17 protein-coding genes are annotated in these 23,641 nt (G+C 66.5%); 6 read left to right on the forward strand and 11 right to left on the reverse strand.

All coding sequences use genetic code 11. The features are described from left to right. Nucleotides 1-195: 195 nt before the first annotated feature. The 5 genes from RBB39_RS04465 to xdhA form a co-directional block, all read right to left on the reverse strand. Entirely contained in the window at nt 196-1,242 is a 1,047-nt protein-coding gene (locus tag RBB39_RS04465; RefSeq protein WP_083970574.1) for a rhodanese-related sulfurtransferase, read from the reverse strand. A 152-nt stretch (nt 1,243-1,394) separates the two neighbouring features. Continuing rightward, nucleotides 1,395-2,690, reverse strand: a complete 1,296-nt coding sequence (guaD, locus tag RBB39_RS04470; protein WP_253029032.1) for a guanine deaminase — start codon at nt 2,688-2,690, stop codon at nt 1,395-1,397. 270 nt (nt 2,691-2,960) lie between these two features. Continuing rightward, the gene (gene xdhC, locus RBB39_RS04475) at nt 2,961-3,800 is read right to left on the reverse strand and encodes a xanthine dehydrogenase accessory protein XdhC (protein WP_045994320.1); all 840 of its coding nucleotides are present in this window, start codon (nt 3,798-3,800) and stop codon (nt 2,961-2,963) included. Then, nucleotides 3,797-6,205: a xanthine dehydrogenase molybdopterin binding subunit gene (gene xdhB / locus RBB39_RS04480; RefSeq protein WP_045994319.1), complete on the reverse strand. Its 2,409-nt coding sequence runs from the start codon at nt 6,203-6,205 to the stop codon at nt 3,797-3,799. The genes xdhC and xdhB overlap by 4 nt, the downstream gene beginning before the upstream one ends. Further along, on the reverse strand, nt 6,189-7,667 hold the full coding sequence (xdhA, locus tag RBB39_RS04485) for a xanthine dehydrogenase small subunit (protein WP_045994318.1): 1,479 nt from the start codon (nt 7,665-7,667) through the stop codon (nt 6,189-6,191). The genes xdhB and xdhA overlap by 17 nt, the downstream gene beginning before the upstream one ends. 364 nt (nt 7,668-8,031) lie before the next feature. On the opposite strand from xdhA, the gene RBB39_RS04490 reads away from it, so the two are divergent. Next, on the forward strand, nt 8,032-8,703 hold the full coding sequence (locus tag RBB39_RS04490; protein ID WP_045994317.1) for a TetR/AcrR family transcriptional regulator: 672 nt from the start codon (nt 8,032-8,034) through the stop codon (nt 8,701-8,703). A gap of 58 nt (nt 8,704-8,761) precedes the next feature. On the opposite strand, the gene RBB39_RS04495 is transcribed toward RBB39_RS04490, so the two are convergent. After that, the gene (locus tag RBB39_RS04495) at nt 8,762-10,189 is read right to left on the reverse strand and encodes an NCS2 family permease (RefSeq protein ID WP_239452598.1); all 1,428 of its coding nucleotides are present in this window, start codon (nt 10,187-10,189) and stop codon (nt 8,762-8,764) included. Nucleotides 10,190-10,487: 298 nt separating this feature from the next. Here RBB39_RS04495 and hrpB point away from each other — a divergent pair, with 298 nt between their 5' ends. From hrpB to RBB39_RS04510, 3 genes are all read left to right on the forward strand, one after another. Further along, the gene (gene hrpB / locus RBB39_RS04500; RefSeq protein WP_045994316.1) at nt 10,488-13,067 is read left to right on the forward strand and encodes an ATP-dependent helicase HrpB; all 2,580 of its coding nucleotides are present in this window, start codon (nt 10,488-10,490) and stop codon (nt 13,065-13,067) included. Nucleotides 13,068-13,177: 110 nt separating this feature from the next. Beyond that, entirely contained in the window at nt 13,178-14,110 is a 933-nt protein-coding gene (locus RBB39_RS04505; RefSeq protein WP_204248984.1) for a glutaminase, read from the forward strand. Between the two features lie 108 nt (nt 14,111-14,218). Next, nucleotides 14,219-14,686: a YchJ family protein gene (locus RBB39_RS04510; RefSeq protein ID WP_157033107.1), complete on the forward strand. Its 468-nt coding sequence runs from the start codon at nt 14,219-14,221 to the stop codon at nt 14,684-14,686. Between the two features lie 209 nt (nt 14,687-14,895). Here RBB39_RS04510 and hutU read toward each other — a convergent pair whose 3' ends face one another. The 3 genes from hutU to hutI form a co-directional block, all read right to left on the reverse strand. Next, nucleotides 14,896-16,587, reverse strand: coding sequence for a urocanate hydratase (gene hutU, locus RBB39_RS04515; protein WP_045994314.1), 1,692 nt, complete (start codon nt 16,585-16,587; stop codon nt 14,896-14,898). 36 nt (nt 16,588-16,623) lie between these two features. Then, entirely contained in the window at nt 16,624-17,607 is a 984-nt protein-coding gene (gene hutG / locus RBB39_RS04520; protein ID WP_083970572.1) for a formimidoylglutamase, read from the reverse strand. Between the two features lie 106 nt (nt 17,608-17,713). Beyond that, entirely contained in the window at nt 17,714-18,925 is a 1,212-nt protein-coding gene (hutI, locus tag RBB39_RS04525; RefSeq protein WP_045994313.1) for an imidazolonepropionase, read from the reverse strand. Nucleotides 18,926-19,630: 705 nt separating this feature from the next. Here hutI and RBB39_RS04530 point away from each other — a divergent pair. Then, nucleotides 19,631-20,953, forward strand: a complete 1,323-nt coding sequence (locus RBB39_RS04530; protein WP_045994312.1) for a YjiH family protein — start codon at nt 19,631-19,633, stop codon at nt 20,951-20,953. Between the two features lie 85 nt (nt 20,954-21,038). Here RBB39_RS04530 and hutC read toward each other — a convergent pair whose 3' ends face one another. Beyond that, nucleotides 21,039-21,746: a histidine utilization repressor gene (gene hutC / locus RBB39_RS04535; RefSeq protein ID WP_045994311.1), complete on the reverse strand. Its 708-nt coding sequence runs from the start codon at nt 21,744-21,746 to the stop codon at nt 21,039-21,041. Between the two features lie 167 nt (nt 21,747-21,913). Here hutC and RBB39_RS04540 point away from each other — a divergent pair, with 167 nt between their 5' ends. Beyond that, on the forward strand, nt 21,914-22,615 hold the full coding sequence (locus RBB39_RS04540; protein WP_045994310.1) for a DUF938 domain-containing protein: 702 nt from the start codon (nt 21,914-21,916) through the stop codon (nt 22,613-22,615). Between the two features lie 62 nt (nt 22,616-22,677). Here RBB39_RS04540 and RBB39_RS04545 read toward each other — a convergent pair whose 3' ends face one another. Next, on the reverse strand, nt 22,678-23,628 hold the full coding sequence (locus RBB39_RS04545; protein WP_045994309.1) for an NAD(P)-dependent oxidoreductase: 951 nt from the start codon (nt 23,626-23,628) through the stop codon (nt 22,678-22,680). Nucleotides 23,629-23,641 lie beyond the last annotated feature (13 nt).

Here is a 23,641-nt window from a genome sequence, read left to right on the forward strand (position 1 = left end):
GTTTGGCGCGCTTCGGCGCGCCCTTCGCTACCGGCGAAGTCCTCGGTGACACGCAAAAGAGGCGCCCGTCTCTGGTATAAATCCCAGGGCGCCTCTTGTTTGGTCTGGCAGGTGTTGTGGCGGGTGTTGTGGATGGAAGGCCGGCGTGCATGAGCCGGCATGCATCAACGGTCGTGCAACACCAGAAGCCGTGCATCAGCCCTGTTGGCGATTGGCCTCGCGCGCCGCTTCCCTGGCGCGTCGCTTGGCCTCGCGACGCTCTTCCATGCGCGCCACCGCGTCGGCGCCCAGGTGGGCCTCGCCGCGCTCCTGGGCGAGGCGCATCTGGCGCTCACGCTCGGCGAAGCGGGCCTTCTGTTCGTCGCTCAGACGGTCGTAGCAGCGCGGGCAACAGACGCCTTTCTGGTAGTACTCGCTCTGCTTGTCCTGCTCGGTGATCGGCATGCGGCAGGCGTGGCACTGGTCATAGCGCCCGGGCTTGAGGTCGTGGTCGACGGTCACCCTGTCGTCGAACACGAAGCACTCGCCACGCCACAGGGTCTTGTCCTTCGGTACGTCCTCCAGGTACTTCAGGATGCCGCCCTTGAGGTGGTAGACGTCCTCGAATCCCTGCTCCTTGAGGTAGGCGGTGGACTTCTCGCAACGGATGCCGCCGGTACAGAACATCGCCACCTTCTTGTGGCGACTCGGGTCCAGGGTCTTCTTCACGTACTCGGGGAAGTCGCGAAAGGCGCTGGTGGCCGGATTGACCGCGCCCTCGAAGGTGCCGACCTCGACTTCGTAGTCGTTGCGGGTGTCGATCAGCAGCACCTCGGGGTCCTGGATCAGCGCGTTCCAGTCCTTGGGGTCCACGTAGGTGCCGACGGTATGGCGCGGGTCGATGCCCTCGACGCCCATGGTCACGATCTCGCGCTTGAGCTTGACCTTGGTGCGCATGAAGGGCGCACGACGGGTCAGTGACTCCTTGGTGTCGAGCTCGGCCAGGCGTGGGTCGGCGCGCAGCCAGGCGAGCACCGCGTCGATACCCTGGCGGGTGCCGGCGACGGTGCCATTGATGCCTTCACGGGCCAGCAGCAGGGTGCCGCGCACCTGATGCTCGAGCAGGGTGTCGAGCAGCGGCTCGCGCAGCGCCTCGTAGTCGTCGAGGGTGACGAACTTGTAAAGCGCGCACACCACCAGGGTGTCTGGACCTGAAGTGGCGGTTTCGGTGGCTGTGTCAGGGGGTGAGGTATCGTGACTCATGGTTGTCCTCGTGCGAGCCGGAGCGTAAATCCGGAGCAGCGTTGGCAGCGTGTGGTATTCAAGGCGCGCATTCTAGCGCACTCGCCGAGGAATTTCCCGGCCAGCCATCACCCAGTGCAAGCGCCGGTCGCCGGCGCCTGTCGTCGGGTTCTTCAGGTCTGGCGGCGGTGCTGCAGGCGCCCCCCCGCCCAGGTCTCGTAGATGGCGCGGTCGTCCCCCAGCATCATCAGGGTGAACAGCTCCTCTGCCAGCGACTGGGTGCGCCCCATGCGTCGAGCCAGCAGCGGCGAGGCGAACAGGTCGATGACCACGAAGTCGGCGTCGCGACCGGGGGTCAGGCTGCCGATCCGATCGTCCAGTGACAGCGATACGGCGTTGCCTCGGGTCAGGTCATGAAAGCCTGCCCAGGCGGTCAGTGGCGTGCCCCTGAGCTGGCCGACCTGATAGGCCGCCTTGAGGGTGGCAAGTCCCGACAGGTCGGTACCGGCGCCGATGTCGCTGGCAAGCGTCAGATTCAGCCCCTGGGCCCGGGCGCCGGCCCGGTCGAACAGGCCGCTGCCGAGAAACAGGTTGGAGCTGGGACAGAAGGCGATGTTGGCGCCGCGCTCGGCCAGTCGGGTACGCATCTCGTCGTCCAGGTGGATGCCGTGGGCAAAGGTGCTGCGCGGCCCCACCAGCCCGGATTCCTCGTAGACCGCCAGGTAGTCGCGGCTGCCCGGAAACAGCTCGGCCACCCAGTCGAGCTCGCCCAGGTTCTCCGACAGGTGGGTCTGCAGCCACAGGCTCGGATCATTGCGCAGAAGGCCTCCGGCGGCGTCGAGCTGGGCGCGGGTGGAGGTAGGCGCGAAGCGCGGGGTGACGCTGTAGCCGAGACGCGCGGTGCCGTGCCAGTCACTGATCAGGCGCTCGCTGTCGCGGATGCCGCCGTAGGTGTCGTCGGTGAGCGCGTCGGGGGCATGGCGGTCCATCAGTACCTTGCCGGCCAGCATGCACAGGTCGCGGCGTTGGGCCGCACTGAAGAAGGCGTCGGTCGAGGCCGGATGGCTCGAGCAGAACACCTGGGCGGTGGTGGTGCCTACTCGCATCAGTTCATCGAGGAAGACGTCGGCCATCTGCTCGGCGTGTTCGCGCTGGGCAAAGCGACATTCCTCGGGGAAGGTGTACTCATTGAGCCAGTCGAGCAGCTGACGTCCGTAGGAGGCCATGATCTCGAGCTGCACATAGTGCACATGGCTGTCGATGAAGCCTGGCATCACCAGCTTGTCGCGGTGGTCGATGACGCTGGCGTCGGCGGGCAGATGGGGGGCGAGCTCTGTATAGTCGCCCACCGCCTGAACGACACCCTCGGCCCACCACAGCACGCCGTCGGCGAAGTAGCTGACGCTGCCCTCGAGCGGGGTGTCGCCGTCACCGGGATCGGCGTTGAAGCTGAGGATGCGCGCGCGCATGACCCAGCTCGATGAGCAGGGGCCGCCAGCGGGGCTGGTGGAGGCGCCGGCGGAAGTTCCGGAGAAAGCCTCGGGCGCGGGTGCGGTGCTGGCAGAGGCGTTACGGGTCTCGGTCATGGGGCACTCTTTATCGGGTTGTCGCTTATAGGGTCATCGCGTCATCGCACTATGGCGGTGACGCTGTTGTCAGGGGGCGGCAGGCGCGGCGGCCAGGGAGGCAGACGCCTGGCGCTACCCGGTCAGACGGGTAACGGTCGGGCCAGGACAGGTTCAGGAAAACAGGCGTCGTACCTCTGCGCTTTCCAGGCCGCGCAGCGCGTCGCGACGTGCCCCCTCCGGCCTGGGGCTTGCCAGTGGCAGCAGCTCGGCCAGGGCGGCCAGGGCGACGGCGTAGGGCGTCTTGTCGCCGCCGGAGTCGCCGATCGGGCAGCGCACGGTGTCGATGCGATCGTGCGGGATGCCGGCACGCTCCAGTCGCCCGCGGAAGCTGGCCCACTTGCTGCGCGAGCCGATCAGCCCGATCGAGGCCATGTCGCCGCGCCTGAGCAGTGCCTCGACCAGGGCGTAGTCCTCGGCGTGGTCGTGGGTCAGCACCAGCACGTGGCTGCCGGCAGGCAGCGACTCGGCGCTGGCGTTGCAGTCGTCAAGCCGGTGGTGATGCTGGCCTGGGGCCGGGTCGAGCCCGCTGAAGGCGTCCTCGCGGCTATCGTACCAGTCGAGTCGCCAGCCAAGCGGCGCCGCCAATGAGGCCACCGCGCGGCCCACGTGGCCGGCGCCGAACAGCGCCAGGCGCGTGGCCGTACCGAGATCCGTTTCCAGCAGCACATTGACGAAGCCGCCGCAGCACTGGCCACTGCGGCCGCCCAGCGAAAAGGCCTCCAGGCTGAGGCCGGCCTCGCCGCGCTCGAGGCGTTCCCGGGCGCAGGCGATCAGCTGCCATTCGAAGGTGCCGCCGCCCAGGGTGTCGATGATGGCGTCGGCGGTGATCACCATCCTGGCGCCAGGCTCACGTGGGGTAGACCCCTGGCTGGTCACCTGGGTGGCCAGCACATGGGGCAGGCCGGCGCGTCGGAGGCGGGCCAGGGCGTCGTACCAGCGCTCGCCGCTCATGGGGTGCCCCCTGCGCGACTCTCGTGTAGCTTTCGTGCCTGGCGTGCCGCCGCCATGACCCGCTCAGGTGTCGCCGGGGTGTCCAGCCGTACCGCCTGGCGGTAGTCGGTGAGGCTCGCCAGGGCGTCGCGCAGCGCGCACCACACCGACATCCCCAGCATGAAGGGCGGCTCACCGACCGCCTTGGAGCGGTAGATGCTGGCCATGGAGTTGGGGTGGCCCTGCATCAGCTCGACGTTGAAGGTGGCCGGCAGATCGCCGTAGGCGGGGATCTTGTAGGTGGCCGGGCCGAACGAGGTCAACTGGCCCCGCTCGTTCCACTTCAGTTCCTCGCTGGTCAGCCACCCCATGCCCTGGATAAAGCCGCCTTCCACCTGGCCCACGTCGATGGCCGGATTGAGCGAGTCGCCCACGTCGTGGAGGATGTCGACCCTATCCACCTGATACTCGCCGGTGAGGGTGTCCAGTGCCACCTCGGCGACGGCGGCGCCATAGGCGAAGTAGTAGAAGGGGCGTCCGCTGCCGCTGGCCCGGTCGTAGTGGATCAACGGCGTTGCGTAGAAGCCTTTCTCGGACAGCGACACCCGACCCAGGTAGGCGTCCTGGATGAGCTCGCCCCAGGCGATACGTCGTTCGCTGCCACCGATGCCGGCGATCAGTTCGCCCTGTTCCAGACGCATGTCCTGACGGTCGAGCTGGTAGCGCTCGGCGGCGAAGTCGAACAGCCGCGACTTCAGCTTGCTGGCCGCGTCGCGGGCCGCCTGGCCGTTCAGGTCGGCCCCGCTGGAGGCCGCCGTGGGTGAGGTGTTGGGCACCTTGTCGGTACGGCTGGCGCTGATGCGTACCGCTTCGAGATCGAGCCCCAGCTCGCGGGCGACCACCTGGCACACCTTGGTGTGCAGGCCCTGGCCCATCTCGATGCCGCCGTGATTGATCATCACGCTGCCGTCGGTGTAGACGTGCAGCAGGGCACCGGCCTGGTTGAGGTGCTGGGCGGTGAAGGAGATGCCGAACTTCACCGGGGTCAGCGCCAGGCCCCTGCGGATGACCGGGCTGTCGGCGTTGAACTCGGTGATCGCCTGGCGCCGGGACCAGTAGTCGCTCGAGGTCTCGAGCCGCTCGATCAGGTCATGCAGCAGCGTGATCTGGTCCACCGTCTGGCCATAGTGGGTCTGGTCGCGGCCTTGGCGATACAGGTTGCGCTTGCGCACCGTCAGCGGGTCCTCTCCCACGCGGCGGGCGATGTCCTCCATGGCGGCTTCGATCACCATCATCCCCTGGGGACCACCGAAGCCACGAAAGGCGGTGTTTGACGCGGTGCTGGTACGGGCGCGATGACCGGTGACCCGAGCCTGGCCCAGCGAATAGGCGTTGTCGGCGTGGAACATGGCGCGGTCGACGATGGCTTCGGACAGATCCGGCGAGTAGCCGCAGTCGCCGATGACGGTGATGTCACCGCCCTGGATCACGCCCTGTTCATCGACACCGAGACGATAGCGGTTGTGGAAGGGGTGGCGCTTGCCGGTGACCTTCATGTCCTCGGCCCGGGGCAGGCGAACACGGCAGCTCTTGCCGGTGCGTCGGGCGATCAGGGCCGCCAGGCAGGCCCAGGGCGAGGCCTGGGTCTCCTTGCCGCCGAAGCCGCCACCCATGCGGCGCACCTCCACGGTGACCGCGTGGAAGGGGATGCCCAGCACCTCGGCGATCAGCTTCTGGGTCTCGCTGGGGTGCTGATTGGAGGTGTGGACCATCACGCCTTCGTCTTCGGTGGGGTGGACCACGCAGGCCTGCCCCTCCAGATAGAAGTGCTCCTGGCCACCGACGAACTGCTCGTCCTCGATGACGTGTGTCGCGCCGGCCAGGGCGGCCTCCCAGTCACCGCTCTGCTGGCGGTGGGTCGGGCGCACCACGTCGCCGGCCTCGGCGGCGGCCACTGGGTCGAGGCTCGCCTCGACCTCATCGATCTCCAGGCGCGCCTTCTTGACCGCCTGACGCGCCGCACGATGGCTGGTGGCGGCGACGCAGAAGATCACCTGGCCGGCGTAGAGTACCTCGCCGTCGGCCATGATCGGATCGCCGGGAAAGACCGGGCCGATATCCGTGTGGCCCGGGACGTCGGCGACGCTGATCACGTCGACCACGCTCGGGGCGCTGCGCACGGCGGACAGGTCCAGCCCGGTGATGCGTCCGCTGGCGACCGGCGAGAGTCCCACCGCCAGGTGCAGCGCGTCCGCCGGCAGCGCCAGGTCGTCGATGTAGGCGGCGCGCCCGGTGACGTGCTTGACCGCGCTTTCGTGGCGAGCGGCGCTGCCCGAGAAGCCCTTGGCCGCCGGCGCGTGGCGGGGAGTATCGGCAGTATCGCTGGCCGCGGAGGCAGGTGTGGTCAGATCAGTGAGCGTACGCATGGAGCATCACCTCCTGGGTCGGGTGCTGAGAGTCCTGGGATGCCGCGTCGGCGACGACCAGGCGCAGGCGTTCGATCAGTGCAGCGGCGGCGTGCCGACGATAGTCGCTGCTGCCACGCACATCGCTCATGGGCTGAAAGTCTTCGGCCAGCGCATCGATGGCGGCGGCGAACCGCTCGGGTGAAGGGGCATGGCCTTCCAGTGCCGCCTCGGCGCCGGTTGCCCGGGCCGGGATCGCGGCCATGCCGCCGAAGGCCAGGCGGACCTCGGCCAGGGCGCCGTCCTTCAGGGCCCAGCTAAAGGCACCGAGTACCGCCGAGATGTCGTCCTCACGCCGTTTTGACAGTTTCCAGACCTTGAGCTGGCGGTCAGCTGCCAGCGTCGGCAGGAAGATCGCTTCCAGGCACTCGTCCGGCGCCAGGGCGGTCTTCTTGTAGTCGATGAAGAAGTCCGCCGCGGCGAGTTCGCGACTGCCGCCGGGTCCGGTCAGGCGCAGGCAGGCGTCGAGTGCCAGCAGTACCGGTGGGGTGTCGCCGATGGGCGAGGCGTTGGCCACGTTGCCACCCAGGGTGCCGCGATTGCGCACCTGACCAGAGCCCAGTCGATGCAGGAGGTGATGGAAGGCGGGATAGCGCTCGGCAAACAGCGGTTCCAGTTGCGTGTAGGTGACGGCGGCGCCGACCCACATCCCTGGTCGACCGCTGGCGTCGTGGCCCGCTTCCAGCACCTTGAGTTGTTCCACCCGGGTGACGTCGATGACCTCGGCGAAGTCCGCCAGATTCTGGGTGACTTCGAGCCAGAGATCGGTGCCGCCGGCCACCAGGCGGGCGTCGGGGTGGCGGGCGCGCAGTTCGACCAGTTCATCGAGGCGGCGCGGCTGGTAGAAGCCGGTGCGGGTAGCAGGCTCTCCCACATTGGTGGCAAGCGTTCGGGCAAGGGCGTCATCATCGAGCCATTCGGGCCGGAAGCCCGGGGTGTCGCCCATGGCCAGGGCGGCGTCGCGGATCGGGCGATAGCCGGTGCAGCGACACAGGTTGCCACCCAGCGCCGCTTCCAGTCGCTCAGGCGTCAGTGGCGCGGGCCGCGTGCGGTCATCCTCATGAAGGGTGAACAGCGACATGACGATACCCGGGGTGCAGAAGCCGCATTGGCTACCGTGGTGTTCCACCATGGCGGTCTGGCAAGGATGCAGCTCGTCCCCCCGGGACAACCCCTCGACGGTGACCAGGTGGCGTCCATTGAGCTGGTGGGCCGGCATGATGCAGGCGTTGGCGCTGTGATAGCGCAGGTTGCCGTCGGCATCGGGCTCGCCGATCGCCACGGTGCAGGCACCGCAGTCGCCGGAGGCGCAGCCTTCCTTGGTGCCGGTCTGGTTGAGGCGCTCGCGCAGCAGGTCGAGCACGCTGAGGTGGGCCTCGGCGTCGACGCGCCGTGGCCGCCCGTTGAGGAAGAACTCGATCATGGTCAGGTCCGCTTATGTTGTCGTTGTCGTCGTTGATGTCCTGGTCGATGTCCTGGTTGCAGACTGAGCCGAGTGGTTGTCAGCGAGTCGGTACCAAGGGGCATCGCCATGGCAAGGGGGTAACTTCATTCTTGACCAATCGGTCAGCTTCTTCAAGTCACGCCGTCGAGTTTTTTTCGGTGCCCGCCGCGTGTTCCTGTCGGCGACCACGGCAGAGGCCTAAAAAGCTGCCCGTCACAGGCGCTGTCGCGCCAGGTTAGCCGCTTTGCCCAATTGCCAGAGCGGTGGGGTTCAGGCACTCTTTTCCTCCTTGCCGACCCACCTGCAACCGGCGGTGGCGGGCGATTCGACGACCGGGATAACCATGGGCTCACAGCTTGATGACACGGCGCTGAAGGCGCCGCTGGAGGCGGAGGCTGGTGCCATTCGCCAGCGTAACGAACGCGACATACTCGACGCCGCCGAGCGAGTGTTTTCGCGTCACGGCTATCGGGGCGCCAGCCTGAAGCTGATTGCCGAGGAAGCCGGGCTGCCCAAGTCCAATGTGCTCTACTACATGGGCAGCAAGAAGGCGCTGTACGTTCGCCTGCTGGAAGGGGTGATGGAGCGCTGGAACATGATGCTCGACGATATCTCGGTGGATGATGATCCCGCCGAGGTGCTCAGTGCCTTTATCCGCTCGAAGATGGAGATGTCTCGACGCCACCCCGAGGCCTCGCGCCTGTTTGCTGGCGAGATCCTTCAGGGCGCTCCCTTTCTGCAGGACTATCTGCGTGGCGAGCTGCGCGACTGGGTCGAAAGCCGTGCCGAGGTGTTTCGTCAGTGGGCCGAGCGCGGCCTGATGGACCCGGTGGACCCGGTATCGCTGATCTTCCTGATCTGGTCGGCGACCCAGCACTACGCAGACTTTCAAAGCCAGGTCGCCGGCATCACCGGCCACGACGACTTCACCGACGAAGATATGCAGCGTGTCACCGACTTTCTGACTCAGGTGGTATTGAAGGGCTGCGGGGTGGTGTCTTCCTCCAACAGCTAGTGCTGTCTGGCCGCTAGCAACTTGCCCCGGCGGCGGGCGCCCCGGGGCTCGCGCGCTTTTATTGCGCCGTCACCAGCATGATCGCGGACAGTACCGCGGACACCCACATGGCGGGTTTGATCTCGGTGAACTTGCCGGTGGCCAGCTTGATCAGCACGAAGCTCATGAAGCCGAAGGCGATGCCCAGGGTGATCGAGTAGGTCAACGGCATCAGGATGATCGCCAGAAAGGCCGGAAAGGCCTCCTCGAAGCGTGCCCAGTCGATCTTGCCCACCGGGGCCATCATGAACAGGCCGACCAGCACCAGCGCCGGCGAGGTGGCGATGCCCGGCACCAGCGACAGCAGCGGCGACAGGAACAGAAACGGCAGGAACAGCAGCGCGATCACCAGCGCGGTCAGGCCGGTGCGCCCGCCCTGGGCGACCCCTGCGCCGGACTCGATAAAGGTCTGGGCGGCGCTGGTGCCCAGCGGAGCGGCGATCATCGAGGCGAAGGCGTCCACCGTCATCGAGCGCTTGAGATTGCGCGGGTTGCCCTTGGCATCCTTGAGTCCCGCGGATTCCGACAGCGCCATGAAGCACGACAGCGCATCGAAGAAGTTGGTGAACAGCATCACGAAGATAAAGGGCAGGTAGGCGACCTTGAGAGCCCCCAGCACGTCGACCTGGCCCAGCGCCGAGAAGTCCGGCCAGGCGGCCAGTCCCTGCCATGCCACGACCACCTCGTCACCCCACAGACGCCCCATCGGTGCGGCCAGCAGGGTGGTGGTGGCGATGCCGAGGATCAGGGCACCGTTGAAGCCGCGAATGACCAGTACTGCGGTCACGATCAGCCCGATGAAGAAGGTGGCGAGACTTGCGTCCAGGCTGCCCAGGCTGACCAGGGTGGCGGGGCTTGCCACGATGAAGCCGGCGTTCTTGAGACCGATAAAGGTGATGAACAGGCCGATACCGCAGGTGATGGCGTAGCGCAGCGACGGCGGAATGGCGTCGATGATCGCCTCGCGGACGTTGAACATGGCCAGTACGGCGAACATCACACCGGACCAGAACACGCATCCGAGTGCGACCTCCCAGGACAGACCCGCCCCCAGTACCAGGGTGTAGGTGAACAGGGCGTTCATGCCCATGCCGGGCGCCACCAGGATGGGGTTTCGCGCGTACAGCGCCATGGCCAGGCTGCTCAGAAAGCTGATGACCACCGTAGCCGACAGCGCCGCTGAGAAGGGAATGCCGGCGTCCGACAATACCGCCGGATTGACCACGATGATGTACATGCCCGCCAGAAAGGTGGCGATCCCGGCCAGCAGTTCGGTCTTCAGCGAACTGCCCCGGCGGCTGACGTTGAAGTAGCGATCCAGCCAGGCAAGCCGGCCGACGGCGTCCTGGTTGGTTTGATCCGCAGTACCGTCGTCGCCGTCAGGGCGACTCGCGCTGGCTGCCGGATGACGGTCGCGCGGTGAAAGCGTGGACGTGGTCTCGCTCATCTCAGGGTCCTCTTGTCGTTGTAGTGGCCGCTGTCGATTGTCTGGGTGATGCCGCGACGGGCGTCGCGCTAAAAAACCTGACCTTTTGGTCAGCTTGAAGAGCGTAGACAAAAACGTCATCTACTGGCAACAAAATGTTGTTTCTAGTGTATACAAATTAGGCCTCGGGCGGGGTCGCTGCCGCCGGGCCCTGGGGGAACGGCGTGCTATCATCGGCGGCGCATTGCTGCCTTGCTTGTGCAGGCCAGTGCAGCCCAGTTCAGTCCCGTCCCGTCCCGCCCGAGGAGCCCCCGAGCCGATGTCTTCACCGCCCAGCCTGCCCATCGATGCCCGACTGCCTCAGCTCACCGCAGCGCTTGAACAGCACAACCGGGCGCTGCTGGTGGCCGAGCCCGGGGCCGGCAAGACCACTCGGGTACCGCTGGCCCTGCTGGACTGTGACTGGTGCGGTGGCGACGATGGTCGCGGGCGTCTGCTGCTGCTGGAGCCTCGTCGGGTGGCGGCGCGTCTGGCGGCGGGCCACATGGCCGAGTTGCTGGGCGAGCGGCCGGGCGAGACGGTGGGATATCGCATGCGTGGCGAGAGCCGCGTCGGCCCGACGACTCGCCTCGAAGTCGTCACCCAGGGCGTGCTGTCGCGCATGCTGCAGCATGACCCCATGCTGGAGGGCGTCACCGGCATCCTCTTCGACGAGTTCCATGAACGCAGTCTGGAGGCCGACCTGGGGCTGGCGCTGGCCCTCGACGTCCAGCAGGGGCTGCGCGAGGACCTGCGCCTGGTGGTGATGTCCGCCACCCTGGACGTGGCCGCCATGCAAGGCGTGCTGGGGCAGGACGTGGCGGTGATCGAGTGCCCGGGGCGGCAGTATCCGGTCCAGACGCTGTATCGGCCGCTGTCCCAGCGCGCCTCTGCAGAGGAGCAGCAGGGCCGGGTGGTCATGGAGGCGCTGCAGGCGTCCGATCCTGTGTCCCATGGCGGGGATGACGATGCCAGGGGTGGTGGTGATCCTGTTGGCGACGTGCTGGTGATCCTGCCTGGCGTTGCCGAAATCGAACGTCTCGGGCGCTGGCTGGGCGAGCGGCTGGAGGATATCGCGATACTGCCGCTGCATGGACGCTTGCCGCTCGAGCAGCAGCGCGCTGCCCTTCGTCCTGACCCGAATGGCCGGCGTCGGGTGGTGCTGGCCACCGCCATCGCCGAGTCCAGTGTCACCGTGGATGGCGTGCGCAGCGTGGTCGATGCAGGACTGGAGCGGGTGCCGGTGTTCAGCCCGCGTACCGGGCTTTCGCGTCTCGAGACCCGCCGTGTCAACCGAGCCAGCGCCGATCAGCGGCGTGGGCGGGCAGGGCGCCAGGGGCCTGGACGCTGCTATCGGCTGTGGGCGGAAGAGCAGCCGCTGCCGCCCCACGCCGAGCCGGAGATACACCAGGCAGACCTGTCCGGCCTGGCCTTTGAACTCGCGCGCTGGGGCGTCAAGGACGCGTCCGCGCTTGCCTGGGTGACTTCTCCAGGGACAGCGGCCCTGGACAGCGGGCGTCGGCTGTTGCAGTCCCTCGGGCTGGTCGAGCCTGATGGCGGCTTGAGTTCGCTGGGCCGGGCAGCCGGACGCTGGCCGGTGCATCCCCGGCTCGCCGCCATGCTGGAGCGAGCCAGCCGCGCCGGCGAGGCGTCGCTGGCCCTGGCCTGCGCCCTGTCCGCCTGGCTCGAGGGTCGTCAGGGCGCCTCGCGGGAGCCAGATCTGGAGCGGGTGTTCGTACCGCTGTTGTCGTCGCCGAGGCCAGACCCTGCCTGGCAGCGGGAGGCCCGGCGACTGTGCAAGCGCGCCGGGGTGGCGCTGGACAAGGCCCATGGGGGTGAGTCCCGTGCAAGCGAGCCGGGCGCCTCAATAACCTTGGGCGAGCTTCTGCTCTGCGCCTACCCCGATCGTGTCGCTCAGCACCTTTCGCCCGGACGCTTTCGCCTGCGTGGCGGTGGCCTGGTGACGCTGGCAAGCGATCACCCCCTGGCCCACGCGCCCCTGCTGGTCGCGGTGGACCTGGACGGTCGCCAGCGTGAGGCCCGGCTGTACCGTGGCGTACGGATCGAGGAGGCGGCGCTGCTGGCGCATTTTCCTGAACTTGGCGACTGGACCGAGCGGGTCGCCTGGAACGCATCGGCGGGGCGCTTGGAAGGCGAGCGGGTACGCGCCCTCGATGCCGTGGTGCTGGAGCGCAAGCCCCTGGCAGGACCGCCGAGTCGAGAGGCGAGGCATAGGGCGCTGCTCGACGCCCTGGGGCAGCGCGAGGCGCTGCCGCTGGACGAGGCGGCAGAACAGCTCAGAAGACGGGTAGCGCTGTTGCGACGGGCGCATGATCCCCAGTGGCCGGAGCTTGACGACGCCAGCCTGATGGCCGAGCTCGAGGACTGGCTCGGTCCGCATCTGGACGGCCTGTCGCGGCTCGATCAGGTGCTGGCGCTGCCCTGGGAACGGCTGTTGCGCGAACGTCTGCCGTGGCCGTTGGCGGGCAAGCTGGACGAGCTGGCACCGCGACGGCTGGCGCTGCCAAGCGGTGACAGCGCGGCCTTGCGCTATGAGCGTGAGGTCGACGACGGCGACGAGCACGGCACGCGTATCGTGCCGGTGCTGGCCGCCAAATTGCAGGCCCTGTTCGGTTGCGAGGCCACACCGCATATCGTCGACGGGCGGGTGCCGGTACGCCTGGAATTGCTGTCCCCGGCGCGGCGTCCGCTGGCGACGACCATGGACCTTCGAAGCTTCTGGCACAACGTCTACCCCGAGGTGCGCAAGGAGAACCGCGGCCGCTACCCCAAGCACCCCTGGCCAGAAGATCCGCTTGCCGCCGAGGCGACCATGCGCACCAAGCGGCGCGGGCGCTGAGCGGGACATATCGCCCGGGAGATTGTCCCCGGCCGGGAACCGGCGTTGACAGCCACGAAGGAGGGGGCGACCATCGCCAGCCTTGTCAGGCTCCTGGAAGAATCACGCTCATGGGAAAGACCCTTACGCCGGAACAACTGCAGGCGCTGGTCGAGAGGCTGGATCGCGAGGCTCGTCAGGCTGGCGAGTGGGGCCAGGTGGCAAGCTATATCCCCGAACTTGCCTGTGTTGATCCCCGCCAGTTCGCCATCAGTGTGTGCACCGTGGATGGACAGGAGTTTCATGCCGGCGACGCCGCCAAGGCCTTTTCGATCCAGAGCGTGTCGAAGGTCTTCACCCTGGCGCTGGCGCTGGGGCGCCACGGCGATGGCCTGTGGCAGCGGGTCGGGCGCGAGCCATCGGGCCGGGCCTTCAACTCCATCGTCCAGCTGGAGGTGGAAGACGGCATTCCCCGCAATCCCTTCATCAACGCCGGGGCGATTGTCACCACCGACGCGGTGCTCGGGTGCAATGCGCCACGCGACACCCTCGGCGAGATTCTGCGCTTTCTGCGCGAGGCCTCCGGCGACGAGGACATCCACATCAACGAGCAGGTGGCGCGCTCCGAGCATGCCACCGGGGATCGCAACTTCTCCCTGGCCTACTTCCTGCGTTCCTGCGGCAACCTGACCAACGACTGTGACCGGGTGCTGGGCACCTACTTCCATCACTGCGCCATCGAGATGTCCACCGCCCAGCTCGCCAGGGCCACACGCTTTCTGTGTGGTGGCTTCGAGGGCCAGCGCATGATCGGGCTCGAGCGGGTACGGGCGATCAATGCGTTGATGATGACCTGCGGCCACTACGATGGCTCGGGGGACTTCGCCTATCGGGTCGGCTTCCCGGGCAAGAGCGGTGTCGGGGGCGGGATCATGGCGGTGGTACCCAACGTGGCCTCGATCGCGGTGTGGTCGCCGGGCCTGGATCGCTACGGCAATTCGCTCAAGGGCACCGCCGCCCTGGAAGGGCTTTCCAAGGCCACAGGCTGGTCGGTATTTGCGTGAGGCCGGTACAGGTCGGCAGTCTGTTTAAAGCGTTGCCACCCACGTCGGGTGTTCGTACAAGGCCCGCGCTGTGGCAAAGCGCAAGGTAGATAAGAGGAGAGCCGCACCTTGACTACAACGTCATCCACCCGCTGCCCCTGCGGCAGTGGCCTGGTCCTCGAGCACTGCTGTGGTCTGCTGCACCAGGGCGAGAACGCAGGTTCGCCTGAGGCGCTGATGCGCTCGCGCTTTGCGGCCTTCGCCCTCGGGCTCGAGGACTACCTGCGCCATAGCTGGCACCCGGACAGTTGCCCGGCGCAACTGGGCGGTGACGACGATACCCGCTGGAAGCGTCTCGAGATTCTCGATAGCGGTGAAACAGGCGATCAGGGCTGGGTGCAGTTTCGTGCGACCTTTGCCGAGGACACGCCAGGGCGGCAGCGCTGGGGCGTGCTGGAAGAGCGCTCGCGCTTTGTGCGCCACCAGGGGCGCTGGGTCTATCTGGATGGCGAGGCCAGGGTGTCTCGACTCAAGCCGGGACGCAACGATCCCTGTCCCTGTGGCAGTGCGCGCAAGTTCAAGCAGTGCTGCGCCTGACCCGTCGCCGGCCACTTCAGGGGCGTCGGCGCACGTTTCAAGTGGCATCGAAGTGAATCACGGTTGTACACGATAAAGGCCGCCCCTAGGGGCGGCCTTTGTGCAGGCGTCTGCGCTTCTTACATGGCGCTCCCGGGCAGGAGGCGCGCTCAGGGACAAGGCGCCTTGATGCCAGGGTCGGGCACGCCAGCGGCGCGCCCGGGACGGCATCAGTCCTTGAGCATCGGCAGGTCGAGGCCGTTGTCGCGGGCACACTGCCTGGCGATGTCGTAGCCGGCGTCGGCATGGCGCATCACGCCGCTGGCCGGGTCGTTGCGCAGGACGCGGGCCAGGCGGGCATCGGCCTCGTCGGTACCGTCGGCGACGATGACCACACCGGCGTGCTGGGAGAAGCCCATGCCGACACCCCCGCCGTGGTGCAGTGAGACCCAGGTAGCGCCGCCTGCGGTGTTGGCGAGGGCGTTGAGCAGCGGCCAGTCGGACACGGCGTCGCTGCCGTCCAGCATGGACTCTGTCTCGCGGTTGGGGCTGGCCACGGAACCGGAGTCGAGGTGGTCACGGCCGATGACGATGGGCGCCTTGAGTTCGCCGTTCTTGACCATCTCGTTGAAGGCGCGGCCGAGGCGCGCGCGATCCTTCAGGCCGACCCAGCAGATACGCGCCGGCAGGCCCTGGAAGCTGATGCGCTCCTTGGCCATGTCGAGCCAGTGGTGCAGGTGCTCGTCGTCGGGGATCAGCTCCTTGACCTTGGCGTCGGTCTTGTAGATGTCCTCCGGATCGCCGGACAGCGCCACCCAGCGGAACGGGCCGATGCCCTGGCAGAACAGCGGACGAATGTAGGCCGGGACGAAGCCGGGGAAGTCGAAGGCATTCTCGACGCCTTCTTCCTGGGCCATCTGGCGGATGTTGTTGCCGTAGTCGAAGGTGGGCACGCCCATCTTCTGGAACTCGAGCATGGCGCGCACATGCACCGCCATGGACGCCTTGGCGGCCTTGACCACTGTGTCGGGCTCGCTCTTGGCGCGGGCCACGTACTCGTCCCAGGTCCAGCCAGAGGGCAGGTAGCCGTGCAGCGGATCGTGGGCACTGGTCTGGTCGGTGACCATGTCCGGCTTGACGCCGCGCTTGACCAGTTCCGGCAGGACGTCGGCGGCGTTGGCGCAAAGACCGATGGAGATGGCCTTGCCTTCACTGGTGTAGCGCGCAAGACGCTCGAGCGCGTCGTCCAGGTCGTTGGCCTGCTCGTCCAAATAGCGGGTACGCAGACGGAAGTCGATGCTCGTCTGCTGGCACTCGATGTTCAGCGAGCAGGCGCCGGCCAGGGTCGCCGCCAGCGGCTGGGCGCCGCCCATGCCGCCGAGGCCGGCGGTCAGTACCCAGCGGCCCTTGAGGTCGCCGTTGAAGTGCTGACGGCCAGCCTCGACGAAGGTCTCGTAGGTGCCCTGGACGATGCCCTGGGAGCCGATGTAGATCCAGGACCCGGCGGTCATCTGGCCGTACATCATCAGTCCCTTCTTGTCGAGCTCGTTGAAGTGCTCCCAGTTGGCCCAGGCCGGCACCAGGTTGGAGTTGGCGATCAGTACCCGCGGCGCGTCCTTGTGGGTCGGGATCACCGCTACCGGCTTGCCGGACTGGATCAGCAGGGTCTGGTCGTCCTCCAGGCGCTTGAGCACCTCGACGATCTTGTCGAAGCATTCCCAGGTGCGGGCAGCGCGACCGATGCCGCCGTACACCACCAGATCCTCGGGACGCTCGGCGACGTCAGGGTGGAGGTTGTTCATCAGCATGCGCAGGGCGGCTTCGGTCAGCCAGCTCTTGCACGACAGCTCGGTGCCGGTGGGGGCGGCGATCTTGCGCGAAGGATCGTGGCGGTCGTTCAGCGAGGGCGTGATCTGGTTCATGTCGGTACCTGTAGTGAAAGGGAATAAAAGGCTCGGTCAGGCGTTGGACCGGGTCAGTTGATGCACCAGGCGGGCGGCGAGACGCGCCGTACGTTGGTCGATGTCATACGCCGGGTTGACCTCGGCGATGTCGATCAGGCGGAGCTTGCGCGAGCGACGCAGGAACTCGAGGATCGGCTCGAAGTGGGTCAGGATCACGCCCCGCGAGGCGGGAGCGCTGACGCCAGGGGCATCGCTTGCAGGGAAGACATCCATGTCGATGGTCAGGTAGACGTGATCGCAGTCGGCTACCAGACGCTGCACGTCGCGCTTGATGTACGCGATGCGGCTATCGCGAAACTCGCGATCCTCGACCACCAGCGACTTGAGCCGCTTGGCGGTGTGAAACAGGGCACGGGTGTTGGCCGCCTGGCTGACTCCGAGACAGGCGTAGCGGAACGGCCAGCGACGCCTGGCGCAGTCGGCGGCGATCTGGGCGAAGGGCGTGCCGGAAGACGTCTGTTCGCTGGGGTCGCGCAGGTCGAAGTGGGCGTCCAGGTTGATGATCGCCACGGTGGGCCTGCGGTGGCCCTTGTCCAGATGCTCGGAGAGGCCGCGCCAGCTGGCGTAGGCGACTTCGTGACCGCCGCCCAGTACCACCGGCTGGTGGCCCTGGTCGAGGATCTCGGTCACCCGCGCGCCCAGCGCCTCCTGGGCATCTTCCAGGCCATTGCCGACACAGTGCACATCGCCGGCATCGTAGGCCGGGGCGTCGCGGTGCCAGGCCATGGGGGCGAGGGCACGGCGAATGGCGGCGGGGCCATCGGCGGCGCCCACCCGCCCCTTGTTGCGGGCGACACCGGCATCACTGGCAAAGCCCGTCACCACGACGCCAGGCTCGGCGCCGGAGCGGTAGGCGGCGATGCGCTGGTGCCAGCGCTCGCTGTTGGGCTCGGGGTCGGTACGCCCCTGCCAGATACCCATGTCCGGTTCGGTCAACGGCGCGGTGGGAGACGAGGGGGAAGCGAGCTGCTCATCCATGGGTCAATACGCCCTCCAGCAGGCGATGCTTGAGCCGTCCCGGCTGGACGGCATGGTGTCTGGGTCAGCCGCCGGGGTCATGGATGACCAGGGGGAAGATAGCTGCTCATCCATGGGTCAATACGCCCTCCAGCAGGCGATGCTTGAGTCGTCCCGGCTGGACGGCATAGGCCAGTTCGGCCGGGCTATCGATGTTCCAGACGCAAAGATCGGCGGGAGCGCCGACGGCGATGCGTCCAAGGTCTGGCTGGCCGATGGCCTGGGCGGCGTGGCGGGTCATGCCGGCCAGTGCCTCCTGGGGCGTCAGGCGCAGCAGGGTGCAGGCCATGTTCAGCATCAAGGTCGGCAGCACGATGGGCGAGGTGCCAGGATTGGCGTCCGAGGCCACCGCCATGGCGACACCGGCACGACGCATGGCGTCGATCGGTGGGTGCTGCGTTTCACGCAGGGTGTAGAAGGCGCCGGGCAGCAGGACGCCGACGGTCCCGGCATCGGCCATCGCCGCGATGCCGTCGTCGTCCAGATACTCGATATGGTCGGCGGATAACCCTCGGAACTGGGCCACCAGGGCGGCGCCACCGGACAGTGAAAGCTGCTCGGCGTGGGCCTTGACCGGCAGGTCAAGCGCCCTGGCCGCCTCGAACACGCGCCGGGACTGTTCGCTTGAGAAGGCGATGCGCTCGCAGAACACGTCGACCGCATCGACCAGGCCCTCGGCGTGGGCCGCCGGCAGGATCTGGTTGCACACCAGCTCGATGTAGCCATCGGCGTCGCCTGCATACTCCGGTGGCAGGGCATGGGCGGCCAGCAGGGTGGTAGTGACGCGAACGGGCAGTTGCTCGCCGAGACGTCGCGCCACCCGCAGCATCTTCAGTTCGTCGGCCAGGGTCAGGCCGTAGCCGGACTTGATCTCGACGCTGGTCACGCCGTCCTCGATCATCGACGTGAGACGCTTCGCAGCGGCGTCGAACAGGGCCGATTCGTCGGCTTCCCGGGTCGCCGTAACGGTGCCCAGGATGCCGCCACCGCGACGTGCGATCTCTTCGTAGGAGGCGCCTTGCAGGCGCAGCTCGAATTCGTCGCTGCGCTGCCCGCCGAAGACCAGGTGGGTATGGCAGTCGATCAGGCCCGGCGTCATGACGCCGCCTTGCCCCATGTCGACGGCGTCGCGATGTTGACTCGGGTCAAGGGTCTGCATGGTGCCCAGGGCGCAGATCCGTCCATCCTCGACCGCTACCCAGTGACGCTCGGGCAGGGTGGTCAGTCCGTCGAAGATCGCCAGATCGCGCCACAGCAGGCGCTTGGATTGCTCGGACATGGGGATGCTCCGTGTCGGGTAATGTATATACAAATAATGCCTTCAGGCCGTTTCGTCAAGCCGCCGAGTCGCCAGTGATGCATTGCCCGAACCCTGGTTCGGGCCTGATGGATGGTTGTTGAAACAGCGGCTTGCAGGCGTTTTATGGGCTCGCTTTCAGGTCATGGCGCATCAATAGACCATGGTCGTAGTGCGCGGATAGGCGTGAAATCCCGACGGATTGCTTCGATAAACGTATATACATGGTCGCGGATGCACCAGGCCTGTCCTCTCTGAAGCATCGCCCCGGGGGAGCGCAGGTCGTCTAGGCGCAGTGCACTCCGTCTTGGCCGCGGGATCGTTACCGGCTTTTCTGAACCCCGAGTCGTCGAGGGGCCCGAGAGCGTTTCAGGCACGCGCGGAAGGCGTCGGGTGCCCCATGGGATCGCTCGACAGCATCATGTATATACAGGAAAGTGTGGTTCTGGAGTCCTTGCCGGTTCGTCCGATGCCCTGACCGGCGGCCTGTCTGCGACGCTGCAGGAAAGAGGTCTAGCGGAGCGTGATAACGCCGTTTAACGAACGAATCTGAGGAGAAGTTTGTGGCGTATTAGACCATCGTCTAAAGGCGCTGAGGGGGAGTGCTTTGCCACTATAGCGGTTGAAATGTATATACAAACAAGATGACACTTACGAGTTGGTTCACACTTCGACGAGGTTCCCTTCATGGCGACGACTCCTGGTTCCTCGGTAGGCCAGACACCCCTCGGCCTGCTGTTGTTCAAGCTGTTGGTGCCCAGCGCCATCGGCATCTTCATCTTCTTTGTTCCGGTTGCCTGGGAAGGTCGAACCACGATTCCGCTGGATCATCTGGTGACCGCGGCCCGGGCCGGGCTCGGTGACTGGGCGAGGTTCTACGCCCTGGCGCTGATCATCGCCGGCGCGGCCTATCCGTTGATCAAGGGGGATTGGCGACGCAGTCTCACCGACAAGATCTTCACCGTGCTCAAGCTTCTGGGGGTGGTGGCGGCGCTGTTGACCATGACCACCGCCGGTCCGGCACTGCTGCATCAGCCGGACATGCTGCCCTTTCTCTACGACAAGCTGGTGATTCCGGTGGGGCTGATCGTGCCGATCGGTGCCATCTTCCTGGCGCTGCTGCTGAGCTATGGGCTACTCGAGCTGATCGGCATCCTGGTTCAGCCCGTCATGCGCCCGCTGTGGCGTACCCCGGGTCGAAGCGCCATCGACGCGGTGGCCTCCTTTGTCGGCAGCTACTCGATCGGACTGTTGATCACCAGCCGTGCCTACGCCGGTGGCCAGTACTCGGCCCGAGAAGCGGCCATCATTGCCACCGGTTTCTCTACCGTCTCCGCGCCGTTCATGATCATCGTCGCCAAGACCCTGGGGCTGATGGACTACTGGAACGCCTACTTCTGGATCACCCTGGTGATCACTTTCGTTGTCTCGGCGGTGACCGCGCGGTTGTGGCCGCTGTCAGGCATGGACAACACCGCGACCGACGGCGAACCTGAAGCGCGGAAGGGGGATCGCCTGGCGCTGGCGTGGCGCACCGGTATCAAGGTGGCCGAGCAGGCGCCGCGGCTGGGATCCAGCGTACGCAAGAATCTGACCGAAGGGCTGGTGATGGCGATCAGCATCCTGCCGTCGATCATGTCGGTGGGGCTGCTGGGACTGCTGGTGGCCAAGTACACGCCGGTGTTCGAGTGGCTGGGCTGGCTGTTCTATCCGGTGGTGGCGATCTTCGGCATCGACAATGCCCAGGAACTGGCCCAGGCCAGCGCGGCGGGCCTGGCCGAGATGTTCCTGCCGGCGCTGCTGCTCGGTGGCGACGCGGGAATCGACTTCGTGGCGCGCTTTGCCGCCGGCGTGGTGTCGGTGTCGTCCATCCTGTTCTTCTCGGCGTCCATTCCCTGCGTGCTGGCCACCCGGATTCCCATCACGATATGGCAGATGCTGGTGGTGTGGGCGGTGCGGGTGGCACTCACCCTGGTAATGGCGATCCCGGCGGCCATGCTGCTGCAGTAACCTTGTCGATCGCTGTAGCCGTAAGCACGAGGGCCGGACAATCACTGTCCGGCCCTCGTGCATTGGTGGAGGCTGTGTCCGTCCCTCAGTCCTTCCACGCCGAGCGCAGCTTGTAGCGATCTCCCGGGTGGATCAACACGGCGTAACTGATGAGCAGGTCATTTGACCAGGTGCGCCGCCGCAACTGCAGGCAAGGGAGGGAGGTGGAAATGGCCAGCTCCTCGGCCTGTCGTGTGTCTGCCGAAACGGCCTCGACCACGTGTTCGATATCGGTGATCGGCCAGGTTTGGATCAGCACCTGATGGGGCGTGGTGAGCGTGAAGTCGGCGTCCAGATAGTCGGGCACGTGGCGGGGATTGACGTAGCGCAACTCGAGCTGGATGGGCTCGTCGTTTTCGTGGTGAACGATGCGGGTATGGAAGACCTTGCTGCCTCGCTTGACCCCCAGTTGCAACGCGATGTCCTCACTGGCATCGATCGCTTCGGCACGCTGCACCCTGGCCCGATAGTGATGGCCGCGACCGCGGACCTCTTCGGCGATATTGTGGACCTCCATCAGCGAGGATTCCGCCTTGCGTTCGGTGACGAAGGTTCCCGCCCCCGGCTGGCGGGTAAGGTAGCCACGCTGAACCAGTTCGCGGATGGCCTTGTTGGCGGTCATGCGACTGACGTTGAAGTCGAGCGCCAGCTGCTCCTCACCCGGGATGCGATGGTCGGTGGGCCATTCCCCCCGCTGGATCTTGGCCAGGATGTGCTGTTGAATCTCGAGGTAGCGAGGCGCGGGTCGAGCCATGGGCCGTCCTTGGTGAAGATGAAGGGTATCTTTTGCTAGTGTACCGGGACGATCATCGCTTGGCATCGTTGCGCAAGCCGTTGATGCCAGACGTTACCATGCTTCCGTTATATCCGTTTGGCCATTGCCGCTCTTGTTACTCCCCTTGTTTACCGTGAGGTTTTCCCATGTCCGACGCGAGACTCTCCAGTCCAGCGGCGCTTCGCAATCGCGAGCCCATCCACGCGGTGCTGCGCCAGTGCCTGGGACGCCATGCCCGTGTGCTGGAGCTCGCCAGCGGCAGTGGTGAGCACGGACTCTATATGACGCAGTGCCAGCCGGGCTGGCGATGGCAGCCGAGTGACGTTTCCGAGGCGGCGCTGGCGTCCATCGCTGCCTGGCGCGCGCTTGCAGCAGCAGAAGATAGGCAAGGGGCAGCGGAGGGTGACAGGCAAGGCGAAAGCGAAGCGCAACGGGCAGGGCCTGCTGGGCGAGAGCCGGAGCAAGCGACGCAAGGGGGCGGCAATCTGCTGGCGCCGGTGCGCCGCGACTTGCTGGAGCCCTGGCCGGATGACACCTTTGACGCCCTGGTGGCGATCAATCTGATCCATATCTCGCCGTGGGAAGTGACGCCTGCGCTGATGGCAAAGGCCCAGGTCCACCTCGAGCCAAGCGGCGTGCTGTTGCTGTACGGCCCTTACCGACGTGGTGGTGAGCATACCGCGCCGTCCAATGCGGCCTTCGACGCCGACTTGAGGCGCCGTGACCCGCGCTGGGGCGTGCGGGACCTGGAGCAGGTGACCGAGGTTGCCGCCGAGCACGGCCTGAGCCGGGAGGCCGTCCACGAGCTGCCGGCCAACAATCTGGCGCTGGTGTTCCGTCGGCAGTGATGGCGGAAGCGGATCGACCCCGTCTGCGAGCGGCCGGCCTTTGACAGGCCGGCCGTGTCGTTTCAGGCGTTCTTCTTGAGCCAGCGATGGTAGTCCTCGAGCCCCTCGCGGATATCGGTAAATTGCGGCTCGAAGCCCAGATCCGTGCGCGCGCGGGTGATGTCCAGGGGGCTGCCACGCACCACGAAGGGGCCAGGCCCCAGACGCATGCCGCTGTCGTGGCCGAGCAGGTCGGTGACGCTGTCGACGATGTCCTGATGGGCGATCGGCACACCGCAGGAAATGTTGTAGTGGCGGTGAGGCACGCTGTCGGCATCGAACAGCGCCAGGATGCCCCTCGCGGTGTCCTCGACGTGGGTCCAGTCGGTGGTCTGGTCGCGTCCGTTGTCCGGGTGCACATCGCGTAGCCCTTCGAGTGGCCCGAACATCGCCTGGTAGACCGCGTGCATGTGGGAAGGGCGCTTGCCGGGGCCATACACGAAGAACAGTCGGGCCTGACGGATATCCATGCCGTAGGTCGCCGTGTACTGGTCGCCGTAGAGCTCGCCGGAAATCTTGGTGGCGCCGTAAAGGTCGGTGGCCTTGTAGGGCATGGTCTCGACCTGGGGGCCGGCGGCGTCGCCGTAGACCGCGCCGGAGCTCATGTTGACCACCTTGTCGATGCCCAGCAGTCGGCAGGTCTCGTAGACGTTCAGGGTGCCCATGGCGTTGATCGACAGGTGCTTGAACGGGCGGGTCTGGAAGCTCGGCCCGGCGATCACCGAGACGCCGTGGATGACCCCTTCAAGCTCGTCGCGATAGCGCAGAAAGGTCTCGAACAGGGTGTGGGTGTCGAGCACGTCGACCGCTTCGAAGTGGACGTTGTCGCGCACTTCCTCGAGATAGTCGAGGCCCATGCGGTCGACGTGGGGGGCGGCCATATCGCAGATGATGACCTTCTTGCCCTGGCGGGCGAGCAGGGTGGCGACCCAGGAACCGACGTGGCCGAGGCCACCGGTGATCAGTATAGCCATGGCATGACTCCTA

Source organism: Halomonas sp. MMSF_3323 (genome assembly GCF_030733595.1).
GTDB lineage: Bacteria > Pseudomonadota > Gammaproteobacteria > Pseudomonadales > Halomonadaceae > Halomonas > Halomonas litopenaei.

Bases quoted from the DNA above. Each gene is read 5' to 3' on its own strand.
- RBB39_RS04465 (WP_083970574.1), bottom strand. From the start codon at position 1,242: ATGAGTCACGATACCTCACCCCCTGACACAGCCACCGAAACCGCCACT.
- guaD (WP_253029032.1), bottom strand. From the start codon at position 2,690: ATGCGCGCGCGCATCCTCAGCTTCAACGCCGATCCCGGTGACGGCGAC.
- xdhC (WP_045994320.1), bottom strand. From the start codon at position 3,800: ATGAGCGGCGAGCGCTGGTACGACGCCCTGGCCCGCCTCCGACGCGCC.
- xdhB (WP_045994319.1), bottom strand. From the start codon at position 6,205: ATGCGTACGCTCACTGATCTGACCACACCTGCCTCCGCGGCCAGCGAT.
- xdhA (WP_045994318.1), bottom strand. From the start codon at position 7,667: ATGATCGAGTTCTTCCTCAACGGGCGGCCACGGCGCGTCGACGCCGAG.
- RBB39_RS04490 (WP_045994317.1), top strand. From the start codon at position 8,032: ATGGGCTCACAGCTTGATGACACGGCGCTGAAGGCGCCGCTGGAGGCG.
- RBB39_RS04495 (WP_239452598.1), bottom strand. From the start codon at position 10,189: ATGAGCGAGACCACGTCCACGCTTTCACCGCGCGACCGTCATCCGGCA.
- hrpB (WP_045994316.1), top strand. From the start codon at position 10,488: ATGTCTTCACCGCCCAGCCTGCCCATCGATGCCCGACTGCCTCAGCTC.
- RBB39_RS04505 (WP_204248984.1), top strand. From the start codon at position 13,178: ATGGGAAAGACCCTTACGCCGGAACAACTGCAGGCGCTGGTCGAGAGG.
- hutU (WP_045994314.1), bottom strand. From the start codon at position 16,587: ATGAACCAGATCACGCCCTCGCTGAACGACCGCCACGATCCTTCGCGC.
- hutG (WP_083970572.1), bottom strand. From the start codon at position 17,607: ATGGATGAGCAGCTCGCTTCCCCCTCGTCTCCCACCGCGCCGTTGACC.
- hutI (WP_045994313.1), bottom strand. From the start codon at position 18,925: ATGTCCGAGCAATCCAAGCGCCTGCTGTGGCGCGATCTGGCGATCTTC.
- RBB39_RS04530 (WP_045994312.1), top strand. From the start codon at position 19,631: ATGGCGACGACTCCTGGTTCCTCGGTAGGCCAGACACCCCTCGGCCTG.
- hutC (WP_045994311.1), bottom strand. From the start codon at position 21,746: ATGGCTCGACCCGCGCCTCGCTACCTCGAGATTCAACAGCACATCCTG.
- RBB39_RS04540 (WP_045994310.1), top strand. From the start codon at position 21,914: ATGTCCGACGCGAGACTCTCCAGTCCAGCGGCGCTTCGCAATCGCGAG.
- RBB39_RS04545 (WP_045994309.1), bottom strand. From the start codon at position 23,628: ATGGCTATACTGATCACCGGTGGCCTCGGCCACGTCGGTTCCTGGGTC.